Origin of the sequence: Blastococcus colisei (assembly GCF_006717095.1) — a bacterium.
Lineage (GTDB): Bacteria > Actinomycetota > Actinomycetes > Mycobacteriales > Geodermatophilaceae > Blastococcus_B > Blastococcus_B colisei.
In genome coordinates this window covers 1,671,689-1,690,412 of sequence record NZ_VFQE01000001.1, presented here as the reverse complement: position 1 = coordinate 1,690,412, position 18,724 = coordinate 1,671,689, and the positions used below count along the sequence as shown (strand labels likewise).

General features: G+C 74.8%; 24 protein-coding genes. 14 read left to right on the top strand and 10 right to left on the bottom strand.

From position 1 onward, the window contains the following. Positions 1-3: 3 nt before the first annotated feature. Positions 4-1,365 (top strand): aldehyde dehydrogenase family protein, encoded by a 1,362-nt coding sequence (locus tag FHU33_RS08055; RefSeq protein WP_142027033.1) that lies wholly within the window; start codon positions 4-6, stop codon positions 1,363-1,365. Next, a complete protein-coding gene (locus tag FHU33_RS08050) occupies positions 1,366-2,148 on the top strand; it encodes a 3-oxoacyl-ACP reductase (RefSeq protein WP_142024870.1) in 783 nt (260 codons plus the stop codon). It begins immediately after the preceding gene. A gap of 10 nt (positions 2,149-2,158) precedes the next feature. On the opposite strand, the gene FHU33_RS08045 is transcribed toward FHU33_RS08050, so the two are convergent. Further along, positions 2,159-3,058 (bottom strand): SDR family NAD(P)-dependent oxidoreductase, encoded by a 900-nt coding sequence (locus tag FHU33_RS08045; RefSeq protein ID WP_142024869.1) that lies wholly within the window; start codon positions 3,056-3,058, stop codon positions 2,159-2,161. A 73-nt stretch (positions 3,059-3,131) separates the two neighbouring features. Beyond that, positions 3,132-3,545: a hypothetical protein gene (locus FHU33_RS08040; protein ID WP_142024868.1), complete on the bottom strand. Its 414-nt coding sequence runs from the start codon at positions 3,543-3,545 to the stop codon at positions 3,132-3,134. 140 nt (positions 3,546-3,685) lie between these two features. On the opposite strand from FHU33_RS08040, the gene FHU33_RS08035 reads away from it, so the two are divergent. From FHU33_RS08035 to FHU33_RS08010, 6 genes are all read left to right on the top strand, one after another. After that, positions 3,686-4,366 carry a hypothetical protein gene (locus FHU33_RS08035; protein ID WP_246063401.1) on the top strand — a complete coding sequence of 227 codons (681 nt, stop codon included), beginning with the start codon at positions 3,686-3,688 and terminating at the stop codon, positions 4,364-4,366. A gap of 49 nt (positions 4,367-4,415) precedes the next feature. After that, the gene (locus FHU33_RS08030; RefSeq protein ID WP_142024867.1) at positions 4,416-4,685 is read left to right on the top strand and encodes a DUF2277 domain-containing protein; all 270 of its coding nucleotides are present in this window, start codon (positions 4,416-4,418) and stop codon (positions 4,683-4,685) included. A gap of 84 nt (positions 4,686-4,769) precedes the next feature. Beyond that, the gene (locus FHU33_RS08025; RefSeq protein ID WP_142024866.1) at positions 4,770-5,318 is read left to right on the top strand and encodes a hypothetical protein; all 549 of its coding nucleotides are present in this window, start codon (positions 4,770-4,772) and stop codon (positions 5,316-5,318) included. 58 nt (positions 5,319-5,376) lie between these two features. Continuing rightward, complete coding sequence (locus tag FHU33_RS08020; protein WP_142024865.1) at positions 5,377-5,862, top strand: PGPGW domain-containing protein; 486 nt, start codon at positions 5,377-5,379, stop codon at positions 5,860-5,862. A 146-nt stretch (positions 5,863-6,008) separates the two neighbouring features. After that, positions 6,009-6,530, top strand: coding sequence for a DUF6328 family protein (locus FHU33_RS08015; RefSeq protein ID WP_142024864.1), 522 nt, complete (start codon positions 6,009-6,011; stop codon positions 6,528-6,530). A 25-nt stretch (positions 6,531-6,555) separates the two neighbouring features. Then, a complete protein-coding gene (locus FHU33_RS08010; protein ID WP_246063399.1) occupies positions 6,556-8,004 on the top strand; it encodes a glycosyltransferase family 39 protein in 1,449 nt (482 codons plus the stop codon). Position 8,005: 1 nt separating this feature from the next. Here the strand turns inward: FHU33_RS08010 and FHU33_RS08005 are convergent, their stop codons facing one another. From FHU33_RS08005 to FHU33_RS07980, 6 genes are all read right to left on the bottom strand, one after another. After that, the gene (locus FHU33_RS08005; protein WP_142024863.1) at positions 8,006-8,707 is read right to left on the bottom strand and encodes a glycosyltransferase; all 702 of its coding nucleotides are present in this window, start codon (positions 8,705-8,707) and stop codon (positions 8,006-8,008) included. After that, positions 8,704-9,567 (bottom strand): NAD-dependent epimerase/dehydratase family protein, encoded by an 864-nt coding sequence (locus FHU33_RS08000; RefSeq protein WP_142024862.1) that lies wholly within the window; start codon positions 9,565-9,567, stop codon positions 8,704-8,706. The genes FHU33_RS08005 and FHU33_RS08000 overlap by 4 nt, the downstream gene beginning before the upstream one ends. Continuing rightward, positions 9,564-10,361, bottom strand: a complete 798-nt coding sequence (locus tag FHU33_RS07995) for a beta/alpha barrel domain-containing protein (protein ID WP_142024861.1) — start codon at positions 10,359-10,361, stop codon at positions 9,564-9,566. The genes FHU33_RS08000 and FHU33_RS07995 overlap by 4 nt, the downstream gene beginning before the upstream one ends. Positions 10,362-10,460: 99 nt before the next feature. Further along, positions 10,461-11,537 carry an ABC transporter ATP-binding protein gene (locus tag FHU33_RS07990; protein WP_142024860.1) on the bottom strand — a complete coding sequence of 359 codons (1,077 nt, stop codon included), beginning with the start codon at positions 11,535-11,537 and terminating at the stop codon, positions 10,461-10,463. Continuing rightward, positions 11,534-13,036, bottom strand: a complete 1,503-nt coding sequence (locus FHU33_RS07985) for an ABC transporter permease (protein ID WP_211355040.1) — start codon at positions 13,034-13,036, stop codon at positions 11,534-11,536. Before FHU33_RS07985 ends, FHU33_RS07990 begins: the two co-directional genes overlap by 4 nt. A 104-nt stretch (positions 13,037-13,140) precedes the next feature. Beyond that, a complete protein-coding gene (locus FHU33_RS07980) occupies positions 13,141-14,160 on the bottom strand; it encodes an iron ABC transporter substrate-binding protein (RefSeq protein ID WP_142027029.1) in 1,020 nt (339 codons plus the stop codon). Positions 14,161-14,282: 122 nt separating this feature from the next. Between FHU33_RS07980 and FHU33_RS07975 the strand changes: the two genes are divergently transcribed. Genes FHU33_RS07975 through FHU33_RS07950 form a run of 6 tightly spaced genes read left to right on the top strand, consistent with a single transcriptional unit; the run spans position 14,283 to position 16,918 of the window. Further along, positions 14,283-14,720, top strand: a complete 438-nt coding sequence (locus FHU33_RS07975) for a GNAT family N-acetyltransferase (RefSeq protein WP_142024859.1) — start codon at positions 14,283-14,285, stop codon at positions 14,718-14,720. Further along, positions 14,717-15,022, top strand: a complete 306-nt coding sequence (locus tag FHU33_RS07970; RefSeq protein WP_142024858.1) for a hypothetical protein — start codon at positions 14,717-14,719, stop codon at positions 15,020-15,022. Before FHU33_RS07975 ends, FHU33_RS07970 begins: the two co-directional genes overlap by 4 nt. 21 nt (positions 15,023-15,043) lie before the next feature. Further along, positions 15,044-15,268 carry a hypothetical protein gene (locus FHU33_RS07965; RefSeq protein WP_142024857.1) on the top strand — a complete coding sequence of 75 codons (225 nt, stop codon included), beginning with the start codon at positions 15,044-15,046 and terminating at the stop codon, positions 15,266-15,268. 17 nt (positions 15,269-15,285) lie between these two features. After that, positions 15,286-15,714 (top strand): MarR family winged helix-turn-helix transcriptional regulator, encoded by a 429-nt coding sequence (locus tag FHU33_RS07960; RefSeq protein WP_142024856.1) that lies wholly within the window; start codon positions 15,286-15,288, stop codon positions 15,712-15,714. A 40-nt stretch (positions 15,715-15,754) separates the two neighbouring features. Continuing rightward, complete coding sequence (locus FHU33_RS07955; protein WP_211355039.1) at positions 15,755-16,396, top strand: TetR/AcrR family transcriptional regulator; 642 nt, start codon at positions 15,755-15,757, stop codon at positions 16,394-16,396. Positions 16,397-16,405: 9 nt separating this feature from the next. After that, positions 16,406-16,918 carry an SRPBCC family protein gene (locus tag FHU33_RS07950; RefSeq protein ID WP_142024855.1) on the top strand — a complete coding sequence of 171 codons (513 nt, stop codon included), beginning with the start codon at positions 16,406-16,408 and terminating at the stop codon, positions 16,916-16,918. A gap of 31 nt (positions 16,919-16,949) precedes the next feature. On the opposite strand, the gene FHU33_RS07945 is transcribed toward FHU33_RS07950, so the two are convergent. Next, the gene (locus FHU33_RS07945; RefSeq protein ID WP_142024854.1) at positions 16,950-18,248 is read right to left on the bottom strand and encodes an RNA polymerase sigma factor; all 1,299 of its coding nucleotides are present in this window, start codon (positions 18,246-18,248) and stop codon (positions 16,950-16,952) included. Between the two features lie 17 nt (positions 18,249-18,265). Further along, positions 18,266-18,691 carry a YciI family protein gene (locus tag FHU33_RS07940; RefSeq protein ID WP_142024853.1) on the bottom strand — a complete coding sequence of 142 codons (426 nt, stop codon included), beginning with the start codon at positions 18,689-18,691 and terminating at the stop codon, positions 18,266-18,268. Positions 18,692-18,724 lie beyond the last annotated feature (33 nt).

Genomic DNA, 18,724 nt, shown 5'->3' with positions numbered 1-18,724 from the left:
AGCATGTCCCACGACGTGATCGACCCGGCCACGGAAGAGGTCGTCGCCACCGTCGCCCTGGCCGACGCCGCGGAGACCGACGCCGCCGTGGCCCGGGCCCGCCGGGCCTTCGACACCTGGCGGCACGTGGCTCCGGCCGACCGGGGGCGGCTGCTGCGCCGCTTCGCCGAGGTCGTCGACGCGCACGTCGAGGAGCTCGCCCAGCTGGAGGTGCGCAACGCCGGCCACACGATCGGCAACGCGCGCTGGGAGGCCGGCAACGTCCGCGACGTCCTGACCTACTACAGCGCAGCGCCCGAGCGGCTGTTCGGCCGGCAGATCCCCGTGGCCGGCGGCGTCGACATCACCTTCCACGAACCGCTCGGGGTCGTCGGCGTCATCGTGCCGTGGAACTTCCCGATGCCCATCGCCGGCTGGGGGTTCGCCCCCGCGCTGGCCGCCGGGAACACCGTGGTGCTCAAGCCCGCCGAGCTCACGCCGCTGACCGCCCTCCGGCTGGCGGAGCTCGCCCTCGAGGCCGGGCTCCCCGAGGACGTCCTCACCGTCCTCCCCGGCAAGGGGTCGGTGGTCGGGCAGCGGCTCGTCGAGCACCCGGACGTCCGCAAGATCGTCTTCACCGGCTCCACCGCGGTGGGCAAGGGCGTGATGGCCGGCTGCGCCGACCGGGTCAAGCGGGTGACGCTCGAACTCGGCGGCAAGAGCGCCAACGTCGTCTTCGCCGACGCCGACCTGGAGCGGGCCGCCGCGTCCGCGCCCTACGCCGTCTTCGACAACGCCGGGCAGGACTGCTGCGCGCGGTCCCGGATCCTGGTGCAGCGCTCGGCCTACGACCGGTTCCTGGAACTGCTCGAGCCCGCGGTGCGGAGCCTGCGGGTCGAGAACCCGGCCCTGGACACCGCGGAGATGGGGCCGCTGATCAGCCGCACGCAGTGGGAGCGGGTCCGTGCCTACGTGCCGGACGACGCCCCGGTGGCCTTCCGCGGCAGCGTGCCGGACGGCCCGGGTTTCTGGTTCCCGCCGACGGTGCTCGCCCCGGTCGACCCGAAGGCGCCCGCGGTCACCGAGGAGATCTTCGGTCCGGTCGTCGCCGTCGTCCCCTTCGACGACGAGGACGACGCGGTGCGGATCGCCAACCACGGTGAGTACGGCCTGTCGGGGTCCATCTGGACCCGGGACCTCGGCACGGCGCTCCGCGTCTCCCGCGGCATCGAGGCCGGCAACCTGTCGGTGAACAGCAATTCGTCGGTGCGCTACTCGACGCCCTTCGGCGGCTTCAAGCAGTCCGGGCTCGGCCGCGAACTCGGGCCGGACGCGCTGCACTCGTTCACCGACGAGAAGAACGTCTTCATCGCGACGGAGGACTGAGTGAGCGAGCAGGCAGTGGTGCGGCGGCTGGTCGACCGGGTCGCGGTGGTGACCGGCGGGGCGAGCGGGATCGGGCTGGCGACCGCCCGCCGGTTCGCCGCGGAGGGCGCGCACGTCGTCGTCGGGGACGTCGACCCGGCCAGCGGCAAGGCCGCGGCCGAGGAGGTCGGCGGGCTGTTCGTCCAGGTGGACGTCACCTCGCCCGAGCAGGTCGACGGGCTGTTCGCCGCCGCCGTCGAGACCTACGGCGGGCTGGACATCGCGTTCAACAACGCGGGGATCTCACCGCCGGACGACGACTCGATCCTGGTCACCGGGCTCGACGCATGGCGCCGGGTCCAGGAGGTGAACCTGACGTCGGTCTACCTCTGCTGCAAGGCCGCGATCCCGCACATGCAGGCGCGTGGTCGCGGCTCGATCATCAACACCGCGTCCTTCGTGGCCCGGATGGGCGCGGCGACGTCGCAGATCTCCTACACGGCGTCGAAGGGCGGCGTGCTCGCGATGTCGCGTGAGCTCGGGGTGCAGTTCGCGCGCGAAGGCATCCGGGTCAACGCGCTGTCGCCGGGACCGGTGAACACGCCCCTGCTCCGGGACCTCTTCGCGAAGGACCCGGAGCGGGCCGCGCGCCGGCTGGTGCACGTCCCGATGGGCCGGTTCGCCGAGCCCGAGGAGATCGCCGCGGCCGTCGCCTTCCTGGCATCGGACGACTCGTCGTTCCTCACCGCGTCGGAGTTCCTGGTTGACGGCGGGATCAGCGGCGCGTACGTCACGCCGCTGTAGCCGCCACTGACTAGATGCTGCGCCAGCGCCCCTCGGTGGCGTTGCCGGCCGGCTGGGACTCGAAGACGTTGCCCTCGGTGGGCGCGACGTCGTCGTCCGCGATGGCCATGCGTCGCAGCAGCGGCTCGACCAGGGCGTCGAACACCCCGGGCACCAGCCGGAAGGCCGTGGTGATCAGCGGGTTGAGCAGCCCCGCCTGCACGATCCGGCGCGGTCGGTCCATGGTGGACAGCACCGCCCGCGCGACCCGCTGCGGCGAGTACACCGGCGGCGGCGGCCGGCCGGTGCTGCCGGTCCACGACCCGGCCTGGTAGTAGATCGGGGTGTCCACCCCGCCCGGCTGGACGGCCGAGACCGAGATCCCCGGCTCGTCGCGGGTCTCCTGCTGCAGGACCCGGATGAGTCCGAGCTGACCCCACTTGGCGGTCACGTAGCTGCCGAGCAAGGGGGTGGCGATGTTCCCCAGCAGGGAGTTCACGACCACGAGGTGCCCGGCGCCCTGCTTCCGGAACACCGCGAGGACGGCGCGCGCCACGTTCGCCGTCCCGTGCAGCGACACGTCGACGACGTGCTCGTAGACCTCCGTCGGCACGTCCTCGATGCGGCCGTAGGCCATCACCTGGGCGGCGTGCACGACGACGTCGAGGCCGCCGAGCTCGGCGACGGCATCGGCGACGGCGGCCTGCACCGCGTCCTCGTCGGTGACGTCCGCCGGGCGCACCAGCGCGGCCCGGGCGCCGGCGGCCAGGACCTCGGCGGCGGTCTCCTCCAGCGGCTCCCGTCCCCGGGCGACCAGGACCAGCCGGGCTCCGCGCCCGGCGAGCTCGACGGCGGTCGCCCGGCCGATACCGCTGGAGGCACCGGTGATCAGGACCCGCTGCGGGCCGTCGGGATCGGTGGGTGTGGGCACGGGCTCAGCTCCTCGGGGCGGGACGGCGAGGGTCGGCCGACCTGGCGTCCCCGCTACCCGGCCGCCGATCGGGTCATGCGGGTGGCACACAACCCGTCTCGTCGAGGGCGGCCAGCAGCCAGCCCGGCCCGGCGACCGCGGCCCCGGCCGGCAACCGTGCGCGCAGCCCGCGATCGGCGGTGACGACGAGCAGCGGCGTCCCCTCCTGGGCCAGGCGGGCGGCGCACGCGGCCAGGGCGTCGTCCCCGCTGCCCCCGGCGCGCTCGACCCGCACGCCGTCCGGGGCCGGCACGTCCCGGGCCTTCCCCTCGACCACGGCGACCACCCCGTCGCACACCACGACGCCACCGTCGGGCCCGGACAGGCGGCGCTCCGGCAGCTGCGCCAGGCGGACGAGCAGCCGGGTGGTGGCCCCGGCACGGTCCCGCCACCAGCCGTCCGGGCGGGAGCCGACGACGTTGGCCGCGTCGACCAGCAGCACGGTCACCGTCGTCCTCCGTCCGGGTGACGCACGTCACCCGGACGGGCGACCGGCGGGCGGGGTCCGTTTGCCGGGTGCCGCGGCGGACACCGGGTTCCGGATCGCAGGGGGATCCGCGCAGACCACCGGCAGTAGGGACACCCATCATGGCCGAGCACACGAGGCACGACGGATCTCAGCACGACGACGCCACCCGGCAGATCGACACCGGGCAGGCGGCTCGTCGCGAGTCCACCGCACCGATCCGGACCGAGGGCACCACCGTGTCGCGCGGCACGCCCCGGGATGCCGTGGCCGCCCAGCGCGCCGTCTTCGGCGGGATCAAGTGGGGCGCGGCGTTCTTCGGCTGGCTGTCGGCCAACGGCCTGGCGGTGCTGCTGGTCGCGCTGCTGTCGGCGGCCGGCGTCGCCCTCGGCCTCGCCCAGGGCGTCGACACCGCGGACGAGGCCGCCGCGCAGGTCGAGACCCTGGGCATCGGGAGCGGCATCGCCATCCTCGTCGTCCTCTTCCTCGCCTATCTGGCCGGCGGCTACGTGGCCGGCCGGATGTCCCGGTTCGACGGTGCCCGGCAGGGCGTCGCCGTGTGGCTGATCGGCCTCGTCGTCGTCCTCGTGCTGGCCGCCGCGGGCGCGATCCTGGGCGCCCAGTACAACGTGCTGCAGCAGCTGAACCTGCCGCGCATCCCGATCGACGAGGGCACCGCCACCACCGCCGCGATGGTCACGCTGGTGGCCATCCTCCTGGTCACGCTGCTCGGTGCGCTGCTCGGCGGCACGCTCGGCGAGCGCTACCACCGCACGATCGACCGGGCCGGCGTCGACGCCTGATCCACGCCGAGCGCTGTCCACGACCGGCCGCCCCTCCTACGCTGCCGGCATGTGCCGCAACATCCGCCCGCTCTCCAACTTCGAGCCGCCGGCCACCGACGACGAGATCCAGGCCGCGGCCCTCCAGTACGTGCGCAAGATCAGCGGGACGACGAAGCCCTCCCGGGTCAACGCCGAGGCGTTCGACCGCGCCGTGGCCGAGGTCGCCGCCGCATCGACGCGGCTGCTGGACTCGCTCCTGACCAGCGCCCCGCCGAAGGACCGCGAGATCGAGGCGGCCAAGGCCCGCGAGCGTGCGGCCCTGCGCTACGGCACCTGAGCCCGCTGCATTGCGCACAACCGGCATGACGCCGACCGGCAGGGGGTAGGACCCGGGCCCGTCCACTTGCTGAGGAGCCCCGTCATGGCCCGCCACACCCTCTCGCGCACGCTGCACGACCTCGGCCTGTCCGCCTGGTTCGGCGGCACGCTCGCCAACGCCGTCGCCCTCAACGCCGCCGCCGGCGAGGCCGGGAGCGACTCGGCCACCGGCCGCGTGGCCAACGCCGGCTGGGACCGCTGGACTCCGGTCAACGCCGCCGCCATCGGGGCCCACCTCGTCGGCAGCGTCGGGCAGCTGCGCGCCGACAAGGAGCGCGTCGCGGCCCAGCAGGGCGTCGCCGGCATGTCGATGCTCAAGACGCTGCTGACCGCCGCGGCCCTCGGTGCCACCGCCTACAGCCGGGTGCTCGGACAGCGGGTGTCCGCGGCCGGGAACCCGCCGTCCAAGCGGGGCACCAAGCCCAGCAAGCGCACCAAGGCGCTCCAGGCCGACGTCGCCGTCGCCCAGCAGCAGCTGGACACCCTGCAGTGGGTCATCCCGGCCCTCACCGGCGCCCTCGTCGCGATCAGCTCCTACGCCGGCGAGCAGCAGCGCCCGTCCGAGGTGGCCGCGGGCATCACCGCCGCGTGAGCAGCCGCAGGCAGCCGCCGACGGCTCACCTCGACCGACATCCGCAGAGAGAAACCTCATGACGCAGACCCGCACAGCGCCCACTGATCATCCCGCGGCCGACCCCGCCGCACCCCCGTCGATGGGCGCCACCCGCTGCCCCCACTGCACCGACGGGCTCGGCAAGCCGCGGCCGGCGAAGCCGGGGTCGCTGCGGGAGCGCATCCACGGCAAGCCCGGGCTCGTGCTGCCCTTCCGCATCGCCGTCTTCGCAGCCGGCCTGCTGCTGGTGCTGCTCGGCGTCGCGCTCACCGCACTCCCCGGACCGCTCACGATCCCGCCGGTGCTCCTCGGCCTCTGGGTCTGGTCGAGCGAGTTCGAGTGGGCCGCGCGGTTCTTCGCCGTCTTCAAGCGCAAGGCGCAGGACGCCTGGCAGCACGCGAAGCAGCACCCGGTCTCGTCCGCGGCCGTGACGGTGGGCGGGCTCGCCGCCGCCGGCGTGGCGTTCTGGGCCGTCGGCCACTTCGAGCTCGTGGACGGGACGAAGACCGCCCTGGGCCTCTGATCCGGGGTCGACATGTCGCCGGATCGACTGGTCGACATGTCGGGACGTCACCCGTTCGCGGCGCGTCCGTGTCGAGAACCGGTGCCGGCGGGCATACCCCGGTGGTCGCCGGGGCGCCGGGCCCCGGCCCGCGACCGGGGGTGCCCATGTCCCAGGCGGACGGCCGTCCCGCCGGCAGCGCGGGGAACGGCGAGACGAGGCAGGAGCGGGTCAACCGCGAGCTGATCGAGCTGCTCAACGAGCTCCGGGTCGCCCTGCCCGGCGTCCAGTTCCTGCTGGCGTTCCTGCTGATCGTCCCGTTCCAGCCCACCGTCGAGTCGATCACGGATTTCCAGCGGGCCGTCTACTTCGTCGCGCTGGGGGCGGCAGCGGTCGCCACGGCGATGCTCATCGCCCCGGCGGCCCAGCACCGCGTGCTGTTCCGGCAGCGCGACAAGGAGAAACTGCTCCACCGCAGCAACCGCTCGGCGTTCGTCGGGCTGCTCGTCCTGGCCGTGGCGATCACCGCGGCGGTCCTCCTGGTCGTCGACGTCCTCTACTCGCGGGCGCTGGCCTGGGCGACGGCCGGCGTGCTCGCAGCGCTGCTGGTCTGGTGGTGGCTCGCCGTCCCTTACTGGCAGCGGGCGCACAACCCGCAGGACCCGCTGGACGACCGCGCGGAGGAGTGAGCAAGGGTCGCCTAACCTTTCGCAGGTGACCACCACGGCGATCCGGGACGACGCCCGCAGCCCTGCCCCCGAGGAGGCCCGCCCGGTCGCGTCCCGCTGGTCGCCGGTCGAGCTGCTGCCGCCGGTCCTGGTGCTGGTCCTCGGGATGGTGCTGCTCCGCCCCGGGCACGGCCTGTGGTTCGACGAGCTGTTCACCGCCGAGGTGGGCCGGTTGCCGCTGGGCGACATCCTCTCGGCGGTCGTCTCCGGACGCGGCACCACCGACTACCTGGCGACCGTCCCGCCGTCGTACAACGCGCCGTACTACGTGGTCGCGCACGCCTGGATGTCGCTGCCCGGGATCGGGAGCGACACGTCGCTGCGGGTGCTCTCCCTGCTCGCGACGGCCGGCGGGATGGCGCTGATCACGCGGGCCATCAGCCGGCCGGCGGGCCGGGCGACCGGCGTCCTCGCCGGGCTGGTCCTGGCGGCCAGCCCGCTGGTGCTCGAGCAGTCCGTGGAGGCGCGCAGCTACGGGCTCGCGATGCTGGCCACCGGTGGCGCGCTGCTGGGGCTCGTCCGATGGCTGCAGGAGCCGCCGCGGGGCCTGGTGCTGTTCGGTCTGGCCGGTGCCGGCATGGGGCTCATGCACTGGTACGCGGTCACCGTCCTGGCCGCCTTCGTGGTCGCCGCGGTGGTGCTGCGCGGCCGGCGGGCGTGGCCGCTGCTGCTGGTCGGCGCCCTCGCCGTCCTGCCCGCGGCCGGGATGGTCCTGCTGAACCTGCTCAACGGGACCGGCGGGCGCAACGCCGAGCACCTGACCGGCACCGGCGGCGAATTCCCGGCCCTGGCCGTCCGGGCCTGGGCCGGTGGCTGGGGCCCCCTCCTGGCTCTCACCGTCGGCCTCGCCGTCGTCGGCGCGGGCCGCGCGCGCGGCGTCCGGGTCGTCGCGACGGCGTGGGCGGTCGTGCCGCTGCTGCTGCTCGTCCTCGTCGAGCTCGTGCGCCCGGTCTACCTGCCCCGCTATCTGCTCGCCGGGCTGCTGGGTGTGGGTGTCCTGGCGGCGGCCGGCGCGTTGGCCCTGCCGCGCCCTGCCCGGGTGCCGATGGCGGGGCTGCTGCTGGCCTGCACGCTGCTCACCAGCGCGCCGATGGCCGACCGCGGACCACGGGAACGCTCCGACGAGCTCGTCGCGACGCTCGCCGAGGTCCACCGGGCCGGCGAGCCGATCGTCGCCGCCGACCAGCGCTCGGCGATGGGGCTGGACCACTACGTGCGCACGATCGCCCCGCAGCTCCGCCCCGACGTGGTGCTGCCGCCGGACGACGCCCCCGCCGGCGCCGACCGGGTCTGGCTGGTCCGCCGGCTGATCGACGGCGTCCCCGAGCCCACCGACGACGACGAGATCATGCGCGAGGCGGGTCTGCGCATGACCGACGTGCACAACTTCTCGGCGAGCAAGACCGATCTGGTCCTGCAGCTCTGGGAGCGCTGACTCAGCGCCCGGAGCGGACCGCCCACACCAGCGACCGCACCGACTGCCGCACGCGGGAGCGCCCGCTCCACGACGACCGGCCCTCCGTCCGCCGGTCGCGCGGAACCGGGACGCTGGTCACCGGCCGTCCGGCCCGGGCCACGGCGAGGACGACGCTCGGCGCCCCCTCGTCGCGGACGGCGGGAACGACGGCGTCCCGCACCCGCGCGTCCATGGCGAAGAAGGCGCCTGCGTCCGGCGGCAGTCCGGTCAGCCGGGCGACGACCAGCCGGTGGACGGTGCCGGTCAGCCGCCGCACGGGCGACTCGTAGCGGCCCCGCCGTCCGGCGAAGACGGCGGCGACGTCGCCTCGGGCCAGGCGGTCGAGCAGCAGCGGCACCGCCTCGGGCGGGTCCTGCAGGTCGGCGTCGAGGCAGACCCACGCGTCGGCGTCCGGCTCGGCGGCCAGGCCGTGGGCGAGGGCGGCGTGCTGGCCGACGTTGACGGAGAGCCCGGTGACCGCGATCCGCGGTTCCTCGGCGGCCAGCGTCCCGGCGACGGCGGCGCTGTCGTCGGGCGAGGCGTCGATGACGAACCGCAGCCGCCAGTCCCGGCCGGACAGGGCGGCGGCGAGCCGCTCGGCCAGTGGCCGGAGGGTGGCCTCGTTGCCGTGCACGGGGACGACGACCGCGACCCCCAGCTCGGGACCCCGTTCCCCGGTCATGCCGCTCCGCCCTCCACCGCCCAGGTGCGGGCCAGGCCCTCGGCGAGGTCCACCGTCGGCGTCCAGCCCAGCAGGCGGCGGGCAGCCGACGGGTCGCTGACCCAGTCGGCGCTGTCCCAGGCGCGGCCCGGGTGCGCGCCGGCGGCGGTGGCGATCGGCCGGCCGGTCACCCGCGCGGCCGTCTCGACCAGCTCCTCGGTGCTGGTCTGCACGCCGGTGCCGATGTTGAGGACCGTCCCTGCCGGCAGGCTGTCGTCGGTGGCGGCCCGCACGCACGCGTCGACGACGTCGCCGACCCAGACCCAGTCGCGCCGGCTCAGCCGGGCCGGCAGCGGCACGGTCCCGCCGGTGCGGGCGGCGGAGAGGACGACCGGGACCAGCCGGGTGGGATGGTCACCGGGGCCGTAGACCTGGAACGCACGCAGCACGGCCGCCCGGACCCCCCGCTCGGCCGCGGCGCCCAGCAGCAGCAGGGACCCGGCGGCCTTGGTGGCGCCGAAGAAGCCGCGCGGCTCCAGCGCCGCCTCCTCCGTGAGCGGACGCGGCGACGCGGCGTACTCGGTGGAGGATCCCAGCCGGACCACGGCGCGGCACCGGTCGGGCAGCGCGTCGACCAGCCACGGGCTGGTGTTCACCGCCGTCGTCGCCGCCCGTTCCGCCGCGGTGGCCTTGGCCCGGCCGGCGGCCAGCGAGAACGCCACGTCGGGGTCGGCGGCGCGCACCGCGGCCGCGCCGGCGACGGGATCGGCCAGGTCGACCCGGTCCCGGGTGAGGCCGACGACGTCCCAGCCGTCGGCGGTCAGCCGGTCCACGAGGTGCCGGCCGACGAAGCCGCCGGCGCCGGTGACGAGCGCCCTCACGCCGGCGCCGTCACCGCCGCTGCGACCGGCCGCCCGGTCACGGCGTCGACGAACAGGGACCGGTGCACGGCCGCCTCGGCGGCATCGTTGCGCCGGAGCGCGGCGAGGGAGTCCAGCAGCCGCGGGACCTCGACGAACGGGTCGCGGCCGGCCATGTCGGCGGTGAACGACCGCCGGAGGAAGGTGAAGTCGGTGCGCAGGCGGACCAGCTCGGCCGCGAGCAGGCCGGCGCTCACGGGGAATCCGCTGCCGGGCAGCGTCAGGCCGCCCACCCCGAACGGCTGGGAGACCGTCGCACGCACGGCGTCGACCGTGCCGTCGACCAGCGGCCGGAACAGCTCGTCGGAGCCCCGGTCGATGCGCAGGTCGTTGAGGCCGACGTAGATCCGCGACAGCGGACGCCGGGCGAGGGCGGCCGACCGGTCGACCGCGTCCTGCGTCTCCACGAGGATGCCGACGCCGCACCGGCCGGCGGCCAGGTCGAGGGTGCGGTCCACCTCGTCGACCGTGCGGACCATGGGCAGCAGGATCTCGTCGGCGCCGCGGGCGACGGCCTCGTCCACCTCCGCCGGGGTCCAGGGCCCGTACCCGTTGATCCGGCAGACCAGCCGCCCGTCGGTGGCCGCCCGCATGCGGGTCAGGTCCTCGGGGGTGTCGTCGTTGATCTGGGTGTTCTCGCCCTGCTGCCGACGCGCCTTGCCCCGGCGCTCCCAGTCGACGACGATCCCGGCCGCTCCGGCGGCGACCACGTCGCGCCCCCAGGAAGGGTCCACCGTGAAGAGGAAGAGGTCCACGGCGCGAAGCTTAGGCTTCCCTAACGTGATCGCTGCGCAGTGGTCCCGGCGTGGTGGATCGGCGGCGTCCGGATCCGGCCGGCGGTCGGGCAGGCGCGGTCAGGCGGAGGGCTGCAGGGGCGCGGTCACCTCGGCCGGACCGCTCACGGGGAAGGCGAGCGCCGTGCCGCGCACGGTCACCGCGACGTCGTCGCCGACCGACGGCAGGTCCGCGCCGTCGAGCCGCGCGCTCACCGTGCCGCCGTCGGGAAGGGCCAGCCAGACGCGCGAGTCGTGCCCGTAGAAGTCGACGCTGCGGACGCGGGCCACCACGGCACCGGCCCGGCCGGGCGTCGAGAGCCGGAGCTGCTCGGGGCGCAGGAGCACGCGGGCCGGGCCGTCGGCCACGGCACCCTGGCAGGGCACGGCGCCCAGCGCGCAGTGCGCCGTCCCGCCGTGCACGTCGGCGTCGAGCACGACCGCCTCGCCGACGAAGGTGGCGACGTCGAGGTCGCGCGGGCTGCGGTACAGCGTGCGCGGATCGGTGAGCTGCACGAGCCGCCCGTCGCGGAGCACCGCCACCTGGTCGGCCATGGACAACGCCTCGGCCTGGTCGTGGGTGACCAGCACGGCGGTCGCGCCGGTGGCTTCCAGCGCCGAGGAGACCGCCAGCCGGGTCTCCTCGCGCAGCCCCGCGTCCAGGGAGGAGAACGGCTCGTCGAGCAGCACCAGCGAGGGCGCGGGCGCCAGGGCCCGGGCGAGGGCGACGCGCTGCTGCTGACCGCCCGAGAGCTGGTGCGGCGAGCGGTCGGCGAGCACGGTGTCCAGCCCCACCAGCTGGAGCAGCTCCCGGACCCGGCCGCCGTCGCGCCGCTGCCGGCGGGGCAGCCCGAAGCTGATGTTGCCGGCCACGGTCAGGTGCGGGAACAGCCCGCCCTCCTGGGGCACGAAGCCGATGCCGCGCCGGCGGGCGGCCACGCTGCGGCCCTCCCCCGCCACGACGCGGTCGCCCAGGGCCACGGTGCCGGAGTCGGGGTCGTCGAAGCCGGCGATCAGGCGCAGCAGCGTCGTCTTGCCGCAGCCGGACGGGCCCAGCAGCGCGGTGAAGCTCCCCCCGGGGACGTGCAGGTCGACTCCGGTGAGGACCGGAGTGGTGCCGAAGGCCTTGGTCAGCGCTGTGACGGTCAGGGAGCTCATGGGGTCAGACCTCGTCGGGCATCTCGGGACAGCAGCACGGTAGCGGGCGCGGAGAGCAGCACCATGATCACGGCGTAGGGCGCCGCCGCGCCGTACTCCAGGGCGCTGCTCGCCGACCAGAACGCCGTCGCCAGGGTGGTCGTTCCGGTCGGGGCCAGCAGCAGGGTCGCGGTGAGTTCGGTGACGACGGCGAGGAAGACCAGCGCGGCGCCGGCGCCGATGCCCGGCGCCAGCAGCGGCAGCGTGATCCGGCGCAGCCGGTCGGGCGCCGACGACCCGAGGGACGACGCGACGTCGTCGTACAGCGGCGGCGCCTGCTCGACCGCGGATCGGACGGTGACGATCGCCCGCGGCAGGAACAGGATCGCGTAGGCGGCCAGCAGCACCGGGACGGTCTGGTAGAGCCACGGCGTGGCCCGGATGCTGAGGGTCACCAGCGCCAGGGCGACGACGATGCCGGGGACGGAGCTGCCGAGGTAGGTGCTCCGCTCGAGCAGGGTCGAGATGCGGCCGCGAGCCCGGACGGCGAGCCAGCCGGTGGGCAGCGCCATCGCGGTGGTGACGGCGGCCGCCGCGGTGGCCAGCGCCAGCGTCGTCCCCGTGGTGGTGGTCAGCGCCGCCCATTCGAACGTCGCCGCGCGGCCGCTGGTCATCCAGTAGCCGAGGCTGACCAGGGGCACGACGAGGGCGAGCCCGACGAGCGCGCCCAGCGCGAGCAGGGCCGGCGCGGTGAGGCCCCGGAGGTCCACCGGCCGGACGGGGCGGGCGGCGCCGCGGGCGGTGCGCGCGTAGCCGCGCCGTCCGCGCAGCCGGATCTCGGCCAGCAGCAGGCCCAGGCAGAGCAGGACGAGGATCCCGGCCAGCATCGTGGCGCCCGGCCCGTTGAACGTGGCGCGGTACTGGTCGTAGATGGCGGTGGTGAAGGTGGGGTAGCGCAGCATCTGCAGCGCGCCGAACTCGGCGAGCAGGTGGAGGGCTACCAGCAGGCTTCCGCCCAGCAGCGCCACGCGCAGCTGGGGCAGCTGAACCCGGCGGAACACCGCCCAGGTGGACAGGCCCAGCCCGCGGGCGGTGTCCTCGAGCGCCGGGTCCAGCCCACGGAACGCCGCGGCGACCGGCAGGTACACGAACGGGAAGTAGGAGAGCGTCACGACCAGCAGCGCGCCGGCGTAGGTGTCCAGGCCGGGCAGCAGCGAGATCCACGCGTAGCTGTTCACGAACGCCGGCACCGCCAGCGGGGCGACCAGCAGCACGTGCCAGATCCGGCGGGCCGGCACCGACGAGCGCTCGACGAGCCAGGCCGCCCCGACCCCGAGCACCGCGCAGCAGACCACCGTGCCCAGGACCAGCCTGGTGGTGTTCCAGAGCAGCTCCGCGACCCGCGGCCGCAGCACGAGCTCGCGGACCCCGTCCCAGCCGAGGTCGGCGGTGTACCAGGTGATGTAGCCCAGCGGCAGCAGCGCGAGAGCGGCCACGCCCACGGCCAGTGCCAGCGTCACCGGCGACCGGCGCAGCCGGCGGGCCGGGAACGCGGACGGCCGGGAGCCCCGGGCCGCCGGGACGACCGGCGCCCCGGGCCCCGGGACCGGCAGCGTGGGTGTGGTCAGAGCAGCCCGACCTCCTGCATCAGCTCGGTGACCAGCGGGGCGTCGAGCGAGCCGGGGTCGACCGCGGGCGCCTGCAGCTCGGCCAGCGGCGGGAGCGCCTCGGCGGAGGGGACGCCGACGCCGACGGCGTACTCCAGCGCGCTGCTGTCGGCCAGCCGCTCCTGCCCCTCGGGGCTGGTCAGCCACTCGACCAGGCGCTGCGCGTCGTCCTTCTGGTCGGAGGAGGCGAGCACGCCGGCACCGGAGACGCTGACGAACGCGCCCGGGTCCTGGTTGCGGAAGTAGTGCAGCTCGGCGTCGTCGCCGATGAGGCCGTCCTGGGCCTGGTCGCGGAACCAGTAGTAGTGGTAGGTGATGCCGACCGGGACCTCGCCCTCGTCGACGGCCTTCATGATCGCGGTGTTGCTGGCGTAGATCTCGCCGTTGCGCTCCAGGCCGGCCAGCCACTCGCGGGTGGCGTCCTCGCCCTCGAGCGCGAGGACGGCGCTGACGATCGCCTGGAAGTCGGCGCCGCCGGGCGCGATGGCGACCCGGCCCTCCCACTCCGGCCCGGCGAGGTCGAGCATCGAGGCCGGCAGCTCCTCCTCGGCGATCTCCGCCGGGTTGTGGATCAGCGCGGTCGACCGGGCGGCGAAGCCCACCCAGTTGCCCGACTCCGGCCGGTAGGGCGCCTCGACCTGGTCCAGCGTCGACGGGTCGACGGGCGCGAGCAGGCCCGCCCTGTCGACGACGTCGATCGCCGGGCTGTTCTCGGTGAGGAAGACGTCGGCCGGCGAGGCCTCGCCCTCCTGCACGATCTGGTTGGCCAGCTCGGAGTCGTTGGCATCCCGGAACTCCAGCTCGATGCCGGTCTCCTCGGTGAAGCCCTCGACCATCGTGCGGACCAGGCTCTCGTGCTGGGCGCTGTAGACGGTGAGCGTCTCGCCCTCGTCGGACGCCGCGGAGTTGCCGCACGCCGTCAGCGCGCCGAGCACCCCGGCCGAGGTCAGGAGACTGCCGATCGTCCGGCGGGACATGGTCACGTGCTGTTCCTCCTGGGTCCACCGCGTGCTGTAGGCAAGGCACACCTAACCACGGCGCGCCCGTCGCCGGACACGCGCCCGGCGCCCCGCTCCGGGACGTCGGCTACAACTAGGGCATGACGTCCCCCTCCCTGCGCCGGGCCCGGTTCGCCGAGCTGACCCCCTTCGAGGTCTACGCCCTCTGCCGGCTGCGGGTGGACGTCTTCGTCGTCGAGCAGGAGTGCCCCTATCCCGAGCTGGACGGCCGGGACACCGAGCCCGCGACCGTGCACCTGTGGCTGGAGTCCGACGGCGAGGTCGCCGCCACCATCCGGGTCCTCGACGACGGCGCGACCCGGGCGATCGGCCGGGTCGCGACCGCGGCCCGGTTCCGCGGGAGAGGCCTCGCGGCCCGGCTGATGCACGAGGGCATCGCCCTCTGCCAGGGACCGATCACGCTCGGCGCCCAGGCGCACCTGCAGGGCTGGTACGAGCAGTTCGGCTTCCGGCTCAGCGGTCCCGGTTACGTCGAGGACGGCATCCCGCACGTGCCGATGCGGCGTGAGGCGTCATGACCGTGGACGACGCGACGCTGCTCCGCACGGCGGCCGACCGGCTCGAGCACCTGGCCGCGCGCACCACGCCCGGTGACTGGCGGCTGGGCGGACTGCTGGCCACCCGGCCGGAGGTGGTCGCGCACGCCCCGGACGGCGGCACCGAGCACGTAGCGGAGGCGCGGGCGTGGACCGGTGCGTGGATCGCCGCCCTCTCCCCCGCGCTCGCCGCCCCGCTGACCGCCTGGCTCCGCGCCGCGGCCGGTGCGCCCGATCCGCACGCCGTCGAGGTTGCCCGAACGCTCGTGCAGCGCCTGCCCTGAGCCCACGCCCACACTGTCGGCGTGGACGGCCAGGACGAAGGAGATGCGCTCTGCTCGGCGAAGGGCTGTCGTGCCGCTGCACGGTGGCGGCTGGTCTGGAACAACCCGCGGGTGCACACGCCCGACCGCGAGAAGGCCTGGGCCGCCTGCGACGTGCACCGGGAACCCCTCTCGCACCACCTGGCGATCCGGTCGTTCCTCCGCCGCGTCGAGCCACTCACCGACGATGAGACGCCTAACGGTTAGACGCCTAAGCTGATCCGATGGCTTCTTCGGAGGACTCTCTCGGCCTGCTCATCGCCCGCGTGGCCAAGGAGTTGAGCCGAGCGTTCGACGACGTGCTCGTCGGCGCCGGCGGCTCCACCCCCACCTGGCAGGTGCTGCGGGCACTGGCGGCCGGCAGTCACCGCACCCAGGCCGACCTGGCCGCGGCCGTCGGCGTGCGGCAGCCGACGCTCACCCACCACCTCGATGCGATGGAGCGCGCCGGCCTGGTGACCCGCGAGCGCGCAGACGGCAACCGGCGGGTGCAGGTCGTCACCGTGACGGAATCGGGTGAGCACCTGTTCCTCCGGCTACGTCGGGCCGCGGCCTCGTTCGACGGCCGGCTGCGCGCCGGCCTGGACGACAGCGACGTGGCGCACCTGCGCCGCCTGCTCGACCAGCTCGAGGAGAACGCCCGGCCCGACTGAACCTCTTGACGGCCGATCGGTTCAGCTACACCCTCTAGCCGTGGCTAGGGATGCAAGCCTGGCGCCGACGAGGATCGAGCGCCGCCGCGCGGCCGTGCGGGACGAGGCGCTGGACCACGCGCTCGCCCTCATGACCGAGGAGGGCGTCGGTGCGCTGACGGTCTCGGAGGTGGCCCGGCGCATGGGCATCCGCGGGCCGTCGCTGTACAAGTACTTCCCCAGCCGGCACGCCATGTACGACGCGCTGTTCGCCCGGGGACTGGGCGCCCAGCAGGCGGCCGTGCGCGCGGCGGTCGACGGCGTGGACCGCGGGCTCCCGCGGCTGCGCGCCGGCGCCCGGGCCGTGGTGCGGTGGGCGGTCGAGCACCCCGCGTCCGCCCAGCTCCTGCACTGGCGCCCGGTCCCCGGCTTCGAGCCCTCCCCCGCCGTCTTCGCCCCGGCGGTCGACGAGATGGTGGACGTGCGCACGGAGTTCGCCGAGGCGGTGCGAATCGGCCAGCTGGCACCGGCGGCCGACTCCGACGACGCGGTCCGCCTCTACACCGTCGTGCTCAGCGGGCTGATCTCCCAGCAGCTGGCCAACCAGCCCGGCGCATCCTTCGAGGACGGCGTCTTCAGCCGGCTCACCGACGCCGCGATCGACCAGTTCCTCTCCGCCTACCGCCCCGCCACCGCACCCTGAGGAGCAACTGTGCAGACGCTGGACCACGACGAGGCGAGCACCGTCGTCGCCGCACCGCCCGAGGTCGTCTACGACCTCGTCGCGGACGTGACCCGCACCCCCGAGTTCAGCCCTGAGGTCGTCCGCTGCCGATGGCTGGACGGCGCCACGGGCCCGGCCGTGGGCGCGCGCTTCGAGGCGGTCAACACCAACGCGCGAGGCAAGAGCTGGAAGAACCGGCCGGTGGTGACGGTCGCCGAGCCCGGTCGGGCGTTCGCCGTCACCCGCAGCGAACCGTTTTCCGGGACGGTCACCTGGCGCTACCGCTTCGAACCGGTCGACGGCGGCACGCGCGTGGTCGAGAGCTACGAGGTGGAGCGGCCGATCAGCCGGATCGGCTGGTTCGTGATCGAGCGGATCTTCGGCGACCGTGACCGGCGTGCAGCCCTCCGCGCGGGGATGCAGACCACCCTCGACCGGCTGCGCACGACCGCCGAGGCGGCGCGCTCCGGCTCGGTCGACCCCGCCCCCGGCGGGCGGTGACGGCACGCGCGAGCCGGGCACGGTCGTGACGTCAGGCGCCCAGCTCCCGGCCGCAGGCAGCGGCTCGCGCCAGCAGCAGCGCGCGTTCCGGCTCGTTGCGGGTCATGGACGCCGCCCGCTCGAACTCCGTGCGCGCCTCGTCCCGGCGTCCGAGCTGCTCGAGCAGGTCGCCGCGGACCGTGGGGAGGAGGTGGTAGCCGCGCAGGGCCGGGACCTCGGCCAACTGCTCGACGAGCTCGAGGCCGGCGGCGGCGCCGTAGGCCCGGGACACCGCGACGGCGCGGTTGAGTTCCACGACCGGTGACGGCGCCAGCTCGGCGAGCGCCTCGTAGAGGGCCGCGATCCGCGTCCAGTCGGTCTCCTCGACGGTGCGCGCGCGGGCGTGACAGGCGGCGATCGCGGCCTGCACCCCGTAGGGGCCGAGCGCCGCACCCGAATCCTCGGCCCGTCGCAGCGCGGCCAGGCCGCGGGTGACGAGCACGCGGTCCCAGGCCGCGCGGTTCTGCTCGGCGAGAGTGAGCGCCTGCCCGTCGGGCCCGGTGCGCGCGGCCAGCCGCGATGCCTGGATCTCCATCAGCGCCACCAGCCCGTGCACCTCGCCCTCGCCGGGGACGAGACCGGCCAGGATCCGCCCCAGCCGCATCGCCTCCTGGCACAACGCCGGGCGGACCAGGTCCTCCCCCGCCGTCGCCGAGTACCCCTCGTTGAAGACCAGGTAGATCACCTCGAGCACCGAACCGATGCGGGCGGTGAACTCCGCACCGGCCGGCATCTCGAACGGCACGTGCGCGGCGGTGAGAGTGCGCTTGGCACGGACGATCCGCTGCGCCAGCGTCTTCTCCGGCACCAGGAAGGCCCGGGCGATCTCGTCGGTGGTGAGGCCGCCGACCAGCCGCAGCGTGAGCGCCACGCGTGCCTCGCGGGAGAGGATCGGGTGGCAGGCGATGAACACCAGCCGCAGGACGTCGTCCTCGACGACCTCGTCGAGGGCGGCGGCCCAGTCCTCCTCGACGCCCTCCTGGTCCACCAGGTCGCGGCCGAGCTCCTCGGTCTTGCGCTGCAGGTTCCGGGCCCTGCGGAAGGTGTCGATCGCCCGGTGCTTGGCGGTGGCCATCAGCCACGCGCCCGGCTTGGCCGGCACGCCGGTGTCCTGCCACTGCTCGAGGGCGGCGACGAGCGCGTCCTGGGCCAGTTCCTCGGCCAGTCCGACGTCGCCGGTGACGCGGGAGAGCGCGCCGACGATGCGGGCGGACTCCATGCGCCAGACGGCGTCGACGACGCGGTGCAGGTCCGCGGTCGTCGACGCCGTCCGGGCAGGAGGCGGAGTCATCGGGGCCGGCGGCGGAGTCACTCGCCGCGCTGCTGGGCGACGGCCTGGCGCAGCGCGTTCTCCTTCTCCTGCAGCTCGGGGGTGAACGCCTCGCCGAAGTCCTCGGCCGTGGAGAAGGGGCGGATCTCCAGCACACCGCCGCGGAACGGCGCCTTCCTGGCCCACTCGATCGCCTCCTCGCGGGAGGACACCTCGAACACCCAGTACCCGGAGACCAGCTCCTTGGTCTCGGTGAACGGCCCGTCGACGACGGTGGTGCTGCCGTCCTCGTCGAACTGCACCCGGGCGCCGAAGGAGCTGGGCCGCAGGCCGTCGCCGTCGAGCATGATGCCGGCCTTCACCAGCTCCTCGTTGTAGGCCCCCATCGCCTCGAGCATGCCCTGCGGCGGGAGCTCGCCCCGCTCGCTCTCCGCGGTCGCCTTGACGATCACCATGAAGCGCATCGCTGGTTCTCCTTCGTGTCCTGTCCGGTGAAC

What these genes read in the sequence shown, in the direction of transcription:
- FHU33_RS08055 (WP_142027033.1), top strand. Translation starts at nt 4, where the DNA reads ATGTCCCACGACGTGATCGACCCGGCCACGGAAGAGGTCGTCGCCACC.
- FHU33_RS08035 (WP_246063401.1), top strand. Translation starts at nt 3,686, where the DNA reads ATGGCCGAGCACACGAGGCACGACGGATCTCAGCACGACGACGCCACC.
- FHU33_RS08030 (WP_142024867.1), top strand. Translation starts at nt 4,416, where the DNA reads ATGTGCCGCAACATCCGCCCGCTCTCCAACTTCGAGCCGCCGGCCACC.
- FHU33_RS08025 (WP_142024866.1), top strand. Translation starts at nt 4,770, where the DNA reads ATGGCCCGCCACACCCTCTCGCGCACGCTGCACGACCTCGGCCTGTCC.
- FHU33_RS08020 (WP_142024865.1), top strand. Translation starts at nt 5,377, where the DNA reads ATGACGCAGACCCGCACAGCGCCCACTGATCATCCCGCGGCCGACCCC.
- FHU33_RS08015 (WP_142024864.1), top strand. Translation starts at nt 6,009, where the DNA reads ATGTCCCAGGCGGACGGCCGTCCCGCCGGCAGCGCGGGGAACGGCGAG.
- FHU33_RS08005 (WP_142024863.1), bottom strand. Translation starts at nt 8,707, where the DNA reads ATGACCGGGGAACGGGGTCCCGAGCTGGGGGTCGCGGTCGTCGTCCCC.
- FHU33_RS07990 (WP_142024860.1), bottom strand. Translation starts at nt 11,537, where the DNA reads ATGAGCTCCCTGACCGTCACAGCGCTGACCAAGGCCTTCGGCACCACT.
- FHU33_RS07980 (WP_142027029.1), bottom strand. Translation starts at nt 14,160, where the DNA reads ATGTCCCGCCGGACGATCGGCAGTCTCCTGACCTCGGCCGGGGTGCTC.
- FHU33_RS07975 (WP_142024859.1), top strand. Translation starts at nt 14,283, where the DNA reads ATGACGTCCCCCTCCCTGCGCCGGGCCCGGTTCGCCGAGCTGACCCCC.
- FHU33_RS07970 (WP_142024858.1), top strand. Translation starts at nt 14,717, where the DNA reads ATGACCGTGGACGACGCGACGCTGCTCCGCACGGCGGCCGACCGGCTC.
- FHU33_RS07960 (WP_142024856.1), top strand. Translation starts at nt 15,286, where the DNA reads ATGGCTTCTTCGGAGGACTCTCTCGGCCTGCTCATCGCCCGCGTGGCC.
- FHU33_RS07945 (WP_142024854.1), bottom strand. Translation starts at nt 18,248, where the DNA reads ATGACTCCGCCTCCTGCCCGGACGGCGTCGACGACCGCGGACCTGCAC.
- FHU33_RS07940 (WP_142024853.1), bottom strand. Translation starts at nt 18,691, where the DNA reads ATGCGCTTCATGGTGATCGTCAAGGCGACCGCGGAGAGCGAGCGGGGC.